The 7,634-nt window shown below is 71.7% G+C and carries 7 protein-coding genes and 2 pseudogenes; 4 read left to right on the top strand and 5 right to left on the bottom strand.

Going from position 1 to position 7,634, the window contains the following annotated elements; all coding sequences use genetic code 11:
* The 4 genes and pseudogenes from ACWEGE_RS46755 to sigK form a co-directional block, all read right to left on the bottom strand.
* Window positions 1–242: pseudogene (locus ACWEGE_RS46755) on the bottom strand (fasciclin domain-containing protein); the annotation flags it as partial.
* 93 nt (window positions 243–335) lie between these two features.
* Window positions 336–767, bottom strand: a pseudogene (locus tag ACWEGE_RS46750) (molybdopterin-dependent oxidoreductase); the annotation flags it as partial.
* Between the two features lie 12 nt (window positions 768–779).
* On the bottom strand, window positions 780–1,466 hold the full coding sequence (locus ACWEGE_RS46745) for an anti-sigma factor (RefSeq protein ID WP_449666976.1): 687 nt from the start codon (window positions 1,464–1,466) through the stop codon (window positions 780–782).
* Window positions 1,463–2,059, bottom strand: coding sequence for an ECF RNA polymerase sigma factor SigK (sigK, locus tag ACWEGE_RS46740; RefSeq protein ID WP_449666975.1), 597 nt, complete (start codon window positions 2,057–2,059; stop codon window positions 1,463–1,465). Before sigK ends, ACWEGE_RS46745 begins: the two co-directional genes overlap by 4 nt.
* A gap of 337 nt (window positions 2,060–2,396) precedes the next feature.
* Here sigK and ACWEGE_RS46735 point away from each other — a divergent pair, with 337 nt between their 5' ends.
* Both ACWEGE_RS46735 and ACWEGE_RS46730 read left to right on the top strand, forming a co-directional pair.
* Entirely contained in the window at window positions 2,397–2,810 is a 414-nt protein-coding gene (locus ACWEGE_RS46735) for an SsgA family sporulation/cell division regulator (protein WP_449666974.1), read from the top strand.
* A gap of 16 nt (window positions 2,811–2,826) precedes the next feature.
* Window positions 2,827–4,185: a class I adenylate-forming enzyme family protein gene (locus ACWEGE_RS46730; RefSeq protein WP_449666973.1), complete on the top strand. Its 1,359-nt coding sequence runs from the start codon at window positions 2,827–2,829 to the stop codon at window positions 4,183–4,185.
* Here ACWEGE_RS46730 and ilvD read toward each other — a convergent pair.
* Window positions 4,164–5,855: a dihydroxy-acid dehydratase gene (gene ilvD, locus ACWEGE_RS46725; protein ID WP_449666972.1), complete on the bottom strand. Its 1,692-nt coding sequence runs from the start codon at window positions 5,853–5,855 to the stop codon at window positions 4,164–4,166. The two genes, ACWEGE_RS46730 and ilvD, sit on opposite strands and share 22 nt — an antisense overlap.
* Window positions 5,856–5,970: 115 nt before the next feature.
* Between ilvD and ACWEGE_RS46720 the strand changes: the two genes are divergently transcribed.
* Together ACWEGE_RS46720 and ACWEGE_RS46715 are read left to right on the top strand one after the other, a co-directional pair.
* Window positions 5,971–7,047, top strand: coding sequence for an NAD(P)H-dependent amine dehydrogenase family protein (locus ACWEGE_RS46720; RefSeq protein WP_449666971.1), 1,077 nt, complete (start codon window positions 5,971–5,973; stop codon window positions 7,045–7,047).
* Window positions 7,044–7,619: a carboxymuconolactone decarboxylase family protein gene (locus ACWEGE_RS46715; RefSeq protein ID WP_449666970.1), complete on the top strand. Its 576-nt coding sequence runs from the start codon at window positions 7,044–7,046 to the stop codon at window positions 7,617–7,619. The genes ACWEGE_RS46720 and ACWEGE_RS46715 overlap by 4 nt, the downstream gene beginning before the upstream one ends.
* The last annotated feature ends 15 nt before the right edge of the window (window positions 7,620–7,634 follow it).

Genomic DNA, 7,634 nt, shown 5'->3' with positions numbered 1-7,634 from the left:
TCCAGCGAACCGGGCGCGGAACCCTGCGGCAGCTGCGAACAGGCCGGGCCGAAGACGTCGGCGTTGGTGGTCACGCCGGAGCCACCGGCGGCCATGCTGGTCGAAGGCGCGGGCACCGTGGACGACGGCGCCATCGAGCTGCTGGAGCTGCCCGACGAAGCGGTGTCGCTGCTGCTGCACGCGGCCAGCGAAAGAGCGGCGACGGCGGCGACACCGATTCCGGCGACACGAAGCTTGGTCACGAAAATCACTCCCATAAGCGGCTGATAACTTCTTCTTGTCCGGTATTCGGGCCGACCGGTGAATCGGATTGGCCCCCGTTCGGGTGATCCAGGTCACCGCGCTGCGAAAGCGATGCCGTGCCACCCGGTTGCGCCGTCGGGAACGGTCCCGGCGCGCATTTCTTCCTGCGGTTACCCGGTTTTGGGGTTGCCCGGCAGACCGTTCATGCTCAGCTCGACCCGGTGATACCGGTGTGCTGCGCCCAGGTGATCTCCGCGACCCCGACCTTCCCCGAAGGACGGTTTCGAAACCCTTCGGCGTGTCGATGCGCGATTCCGTTTGATCGGTGCTTTCCGGCCCCAGCCGCGTTTCAGCCAATACGCCTGACGCGCGCCCCCAGGTGGTGACTTCGAGGTCGGTCACCTATTTAGTGGCCGACACCTACCCGTACCACCCGGGCGTGACCAGCCGAGCCGGAAACCGTGCTCGATCGGCAGCGGCTCGCCGTTCATGCCGATGGCGAGCATGGCCCCGCGCGTCCGGTCGGGGACGGAAGATCAGGTCAGGTCGATCCGGGCCACCGCCGGCGTCGTCGGACCGGGGGACCCGCCCGCCGGCTCGACGGTGATCCCGATCCGGTCCACCCCCGGGGGCAGGGCGGCCAGCATGGGCCGCATCCGGTCCGGCGATTCCGGTTGCATCAGGCCGGCCGAGTGCGCGCCGTCCTTGCCGATCAGCCAGACCTGGTAGACGTGCGCCGCGTCCAGCGCGGGCAGGCCGGAAGCCAGCAGCACCGCCTGGTGGCGGCTGCGGGAAACCACGAGCGTCGCGCTCCCCTGCCCGGTGCCCTGGATCGCCGAAGCGTCCGGGGCGGACAGCACCGGGTCGACCGGCGAGGGCGTCCTGGTCACCCCGAACAGCACCGCCACCAGCGCCGCCGCCGCGGCCCCGAACAGGGCGAAGCGGACCTGCCACGTCTTGGCCCGGCTCAGCTTCCGGACCACCGGCAGCTTCGGCGGCAGCTGGCGGGTGCGGGCCACGTCGGCGAGCACCAGCAGCTTCAACGACGGCGGCGGCTCCACCGCGGCGGCCACGCCCAGCCGCGCGCCGGTCGCCCGCAGCTCGGCGACCTCCTGGCGGCAGGCGGCGCATTCGCCGAGGTGGCGCTCGAACCCGGCACGCTCCACATCGGACACGGCGTCCAGTGCGTACGCCCCGGTCAACATGTGCAGCTCGGCGGTCATCGGTCCACCCCCAGGCAGTCGCGCAGCCGGATCAGGCCGTCGCGGATGCGGGTCTTGACCGTGCCCGGCGCGACCTGCAGCACCTCGGCGACCTCGGGGTAGGTGTAGCCGTTGTAGTAGGCCAGCACGATCGACTCGCGCTGCAGGTCGGTCAGCGCGGCCAGGCACTGCCGCACCCGCTGCTGCTCCAGACCGGCCAAAGTGGACTCGGTGACCTCGTCGAACGGCCGCCGCACGTCCATCAGGCCGGCCCGCTCCTCCCGGTCGACCCCGGCCTGGTGCGAGCGCACGCGGTCCACGGCCCGGCGGTGGGCGATGGTCAGCACCCACGACAGCGCACTCCCGCGCTCGGGCTCGTACCGAGTGGCCTTGCGCCACACCTCCACCAGCACCTCCTGTGTCACCTCCTCGGCCTGGGCGTGGTTGCGCAGCACGCGCGTCGCGAGGCCGAGCACCGGACCGGCGACGAGGTCGTACAGCGACGCGAACGCCGTCTCGTCACCCGCCGACACCTTCCGGAGCAGTTCCTCGGCGCTCGGCGCGGTGGCCGGCGCCTCGTCCGGCTGCAGCCGTAGCCGCCCACGCTCACCCATTCCCGCACCCTCCACGTCGCCCCTGCCTCGTAGGGGATTCGCGGCCGGACGGGGAAGCGGACTGGTGCCCGGTGGCCTTTCCCACCCGGACGGCGCAAATCCGGCGCCCGGACCCATCCGGCGGGTCGCCGGCTCCGAATCCGAGGTGCGGGAAGGTTCAGTCACCGGCGGTGACGGTGCGTGATGCAGTTGCCCGTTCGGCCACGCCGACGGTGACCTCGGACACTTCTTGATCACCCTGGCGTGTGAAAGTTTTTCGGAACACTGGGCGTTGAACTGACTATGGGTTATCCCTGGAACCAGACGAAGTTAACCGACGAGTAGCAAAGGCGGTCCCATGACCGACCCGCACAGCGTGACCAGCGCCCGCATCGATTTCGCCCTGCGCACCTTCGGGGCCGGGCCGCGACCGGTGCCGGCCGAGCTGGAGTACGACACCCTCGACCCGTACGCGGTCGCCGTGGTGCTGCACGCCGGCCCGAGCGCGGTCCGGTGGCTCTTCGGCCGCGACCTGCTCGCCGACGGCCTGCTCGCCCGCTGCGGCGACGGCGACGTGCGCATCGGCCCGGCCGACGACCCCGCGCTGGTCCTCGTGGAGCTGAGCTCCCCCGACGGCGCCGCGGTGCTCGAAGCCCCCGCCAAGGAGATCGCCGCCTTCCTCGACCGGACGTACGACGTCGTGCCGGCCGGCAGCGAGAGCGACTGGTTCGACTTCGACGAGGAAATGGCGAAGCTTTCCTATCAGGACTGAGTTAGCGTCCCCGGGCGTGAGCTTCTTCCTGACGAAGGTACTGGCCGCGCTCGAGGACGGCGGTGACCGCCCCCTCTTCGTCCAGGACGGCGTCACCACCTACCACCAGGCCCGCGACCGGCTGCGCCGCCTCCACGCCCGCCTCGGCGAAACCGAAGCCACCGTCGCGGTGGACCTGCGCAACCGGCCCGAGACGGTGCTCGTCCAGCTGGCGGCCCTCCTGCGCGGCGCGACCGTCCTGATGGTCCCGGCGTCGGCTCCGAAGGCGGACCGGCTCGCCGCGGCGCGCGGCGCCACCGTCGTCACCGACCGGCCCCGGGACTGGCCCGGCGCCGACACGAGAACCCTCGCCGACCTCGACGGCGAGCCCGAGCCGCTGCACCCGCCCGGAACCGTCCGCCTGCTCTTCCCCACCGGCGGTACCACCGGCACCCCGAAGCTGATCCGCCACAGCGGCATCTACGACGGCATGGCCCACATCTTCACGCCGTCACCGGACGGCCCGGGCCGCACGCTGCTCGTCGCGCCGATGACGCACATGACCGGCAACGCCACCGTGCTCGGCACCCTGCTGCGGCAGGACACCCTCGTCGTCCACGACGGTTTCGACGCGGGAGCGGTCCTCGACGCGATCCGGGAGCACCGCATCGACACGCTCTCGCTGACCCCGCCGCGGCTGGCCGCGCTCCTGGACCACCCGGATCGCCCGGGAACCGACCTCAGCAGCGTCCGCTCGCTCTCCCTCGGTGCCGCGCCGCTGCCGCCGCACCGGCTGGCGCAGGCCCTCGACGTCTTCGGCCCGGTCGTCGGCCAGGGCTACGGCCTCACCGAGGCACCGATGATCGCGAGCATCTCCGCCGCCGAGCTGATCGGCCACCCGGAGCGGCTGGGCTCGGTCGGCCGGATCGTGCCCGGCATGGAAGCCCGCCTCACCGCCGAGGGCGAGGTCGAGGTGCGCGGCCTGTCCATGATGGACGGTTACCTCGGCGGCCCGGACATCGGCGCGGGCTGGCTGCGCACCGGCGACCTCGGCCGGTTCGACGACGAGGGTTACCTCTACCTGCTCGACCGTGCGGACGACGTCGTCGTGGTCGGCGAGCACGGCACGAAGGTCCCCACGACCGTCGTCGAGCACGCGCTGGAGACGCACCCGGCGGTGCGGAGCGCGGCCGTCTTCGGCCACGGCGACCGGCTGCACGCTGTCGTCGTCGCGACGGGCGAAGTCACCGCGGACGACCTGAAGGCGCACGCCTGGGACGCCTTCGGCCAGGCGCACTACGTCCCGGCGGCGGTGGACTTCGTCGACGCGCTGCCGCTCACCCACGTGGGCAAGGTGGACAAGCGCGCGCTCGCTCAGCTCGTGACGGCCCCGTAGGACGAGGACCGCACCAGCTTCACGTACTTGCCGAGCACGCCTTCTCCGAACTTGTTCGGCAGCGGCTCCCAGCCTTCCCGCCGCCGGGCCAGCTCGGCCGCGTCGACCAGCAGGTCGATGCTGCGGGCCTTGATGTCGACGGCGATCCGGTCGCCGGTGCGGACGAAGGCGATCGGCCCGCCGTCGACCGCCTCCGGGGCGACGTGGCCGATGCACAGGCCGGTGGTGCCGCCGGAGAACCGCCCGTCGGTCAGCAGCAGGACGTCCCGGCCCAGCCCGGCGCCCTTGATCGCCGCGGTGATCGCCAGCATCTCCCGCATGCCCGGGCCGCCCTTGGGGCCCTCGTAGCGGATGACGACGACGTCCCCGGCCTCGATCCGGCCCTCGTTCAGGGCCGCCATGGCCTCCTGCTCGCGCTCGAACACGCGTGCCGGGCCCTCGAAGTTGGCCGTGTCGAAGCCCGCGGACTTCACGACCGCGCCCTCGGGCGCGAGCGAGCCGCGCAGGATGGTGATGCCGCCGGTCGGGTGCAGCGGGTTGTCCAGACCGCGCAGGACCTCGCCGTCGATCGGGTCCGGGTCGAGCTCGGTGAGGTTCTCGGCCACCGTGCGGCCGGTGACGGTGAGCGCGTCGCCGTGGAGCAGGCCCTCGTCCAGCAGCGCCTTCATCAGCACCGGGATGCCGCCGTGGCGGTCGATGTCCTGCATGACGTACTTGCCGAACGGCTTCAGGTCGCCCAGGTGCGGGACGCGGTCGCCGATGCGGTTGAAGTCGTCGAGCGCCAGCGGCACCTTCGCCTCGTGCGCGATGGCCAGCAGGTGCAGCACGGCGTTGGTCGAACCACCGAGGGCCATCACGACGGTGATGGCGTTCTCGAACGCCTCCCGCGTCAGGATGTCCCGCGCGGTGATGCCCTTTTCGAGCAGCCCGACGACGGCTTCCCCCGAAAGGTGGGCGTAGTGGTCGCGGCGGCGGTCCGCGGACGGCGGCGCGGCCGAGCCCGGCATGCTCATCCCCATGGCCTCGGCGGCCGACGCCATCGTGTTCGCGGTGTACATCCCGCCGCAGGCGCCTTCACCGGGGCAGATCGCGCGTTCGATGCGGTCCAGGTCAGCGGTGCCGAGCCGGCCGGCCCGGCACGCGCCGACCGCCTCGAAGGCGTCGATGATGCTGACGTCCTTCTCGGTGCCGTCGGTGAGCTTCACCCAGCCGGGGGCGATCGTGCCCGCGTAGAGGAACACCGACGCCAGGTCGAGGCGCGCGGCGGCCATCAGCATGCCCGGCAGCGACTTGTCGCAGCCGGCCAGCAGGATCGAGCCGTCGAGCCGCTCGGCCTGCATGACCGTCTCGACCGAGTCGGCGATGACCTCGCGCGAGACCAGCGAGAAGTGCATGCCGTCGTGGCCCATGGAGATGCCGTCGGACACCGAAATGGTGCCGAACTGCAGCGGGTAGCCGCCGGCCGCGTGCACGCCTTCCTTCGACGCCTGGGCCAGCCGGTCCAGCGACAGGTTGCACGGCGTGATCTCGTTCCACGAACTGGCGACACCGATGATCGGTTTCCGCCAATCGCCGTCGCCCATCCCGACGGCGCGGAGCATGCCGCGCGCGGGCGCGGCCTCGATCCCGTCGGTCACCGTGCGGCTGCGGGGCTTCGGGTCGATCGTCATCGCGGGCCTCCGATCCGGCGTCCGGGTGCGGGGAGCATGTTACCAATCGGCGCGCGGTCCGCTGGCCGGAACGATTTCCTACCGGCGCGGACGCGGACCGGCGAAAACTCGGGCCATGATCTCCACAGTGGTGTGGGGCACGGGCAACGTCGGCCGTGCGGCAATCCGGGCCGTCGAGGCCCATCCGGCGCTGAAGCTCACCGCGGTGCTCGTCCACGACCCGGCCAAGGTCGGCAAGGACGCCGGGGAGCTGGCCGGGGTCGATCCCTTGGGGGTCGCCGCGACGGACGACGTCGACGCCGTCCTGGCCGCGAGCCCGCGGGCGGTCGTGTACGCCGCTTCGGGTGACGTCCGGTTCGACGACGCCCTCGCCGACATCGTGCGCACGGTCCGGGCGGGCGCGGTCGTCGTCACGCCGGCCCTGTACCCCCTCTACGACCAGCGGAACGCCCCGAAGGAGCTGCGCGACCCGGTGCTGGACGCGATCGAAGAGGGCGGCGGGTCGCTGTTCGTCTCCGGCGTCGACCCCGGCTGGGGCAACGACGTGCTGCCGCTGCTGATCAGCGGGCTCGGCACCGACGTCGACGTCGTCCGCTGCCAGGAGATCTTCGACTACTCCACCTACGAGCAGCCCGACTCCGTCCGGTACCTGGTCGGGATGGGCCAGCCGATGGAGTACGACCCGCCGATGCTGATGACCGGCGTGCCGTCGATGGTGTGGGGCGGGCAGGTCCGGCTGATCGCGCGCGGCCTCGGCGTCGAGGTCACCGAGCTGCGGGAGACCCTCGACCGGCGCCCGCTGGACGAGACCGTGTCCACGCGGACCATGGGCGAGTTCGAGAAGGGCACGCAGGGCGCGGTGCGGTTCGAAGTGCAGGGCATCGTCGGCGGCGAGCCGCGGATCGTCATCGAGCACGTGACGCGCATCCACCCGTCGTGCGCGCCCGACTGGCCCACACCGCCCAGCGGCGACGGCGCGCACCGCGTGATCATCGAAGGCCGGCCGCGCATCGAGGTCACCGTCGAGGCGACGGACGAAGGCGAAAACCGGTCGGCGGGCGGCAACGCCACCGCCGTCGGCCGCCTGGTCGGCGCGATCGACTGGCTGGCCGCGGCCGACCCCGGCCTCTACGACGCACTCGACGTCCCGCTGCGCCCGGCAGCGGGCAAGCTCGGAAGGAGCCGTCCGTGAACATCGACATCCCCGCGGGCAAGGACCCGATCGGGTACGTCTGGGGCGAGCTGGTGCCCGGCATCGGGATCGCCGCTTCGAAGTTCTCGCTGGCGGTGTACGAGCACACGACGCTGGGGCTGCGGGAGTTCGAGGCCGCGCGGCTGCGGATCGCGCAGATCAACGGCTGCGTCTTCTGCCTCGACTGGCGCACCGAACGCGACGGCGTCAAGGTCGAGCCGGAGTTCGCGGACGCGGTGTCGGAGTGGCGCACCACCGACCGCTTCGACGAGCGGACGCGCCTGGCGGCGGAGTACGCCGAGCGGTACGCGACCGACCACCACAACCTGGACGACGAGTTCTGGAAGCGGATGTCGGCTTCCTACACACAGCGGGAGATCGTCGAGCTCAGCATGAGCCTCGGCGCGTGGCTCGCGTTCGGCCGCCTCAACCACGTCCTCGGCCTCGACACGGTCTGCGTCCTCCCGTCCCACCGGTCGTGGGGGGGGTGGGGGGGGGGGGAGGCCCCGAACACACAAACAAACCCCCCCCCCCACACAACAAAAAAACGCGGGGGAGGGAAAGAAGAATAGGTAATGAAAAGGAGA

It is taken from the genome of Amycolatopsis sp. NPDC004747 (assembly GCF_053601335.1).
Note: the sequence above shows the minus strand (reverse complement) of the source record. Positions and strands in the feature narration are given on the sequence as shown.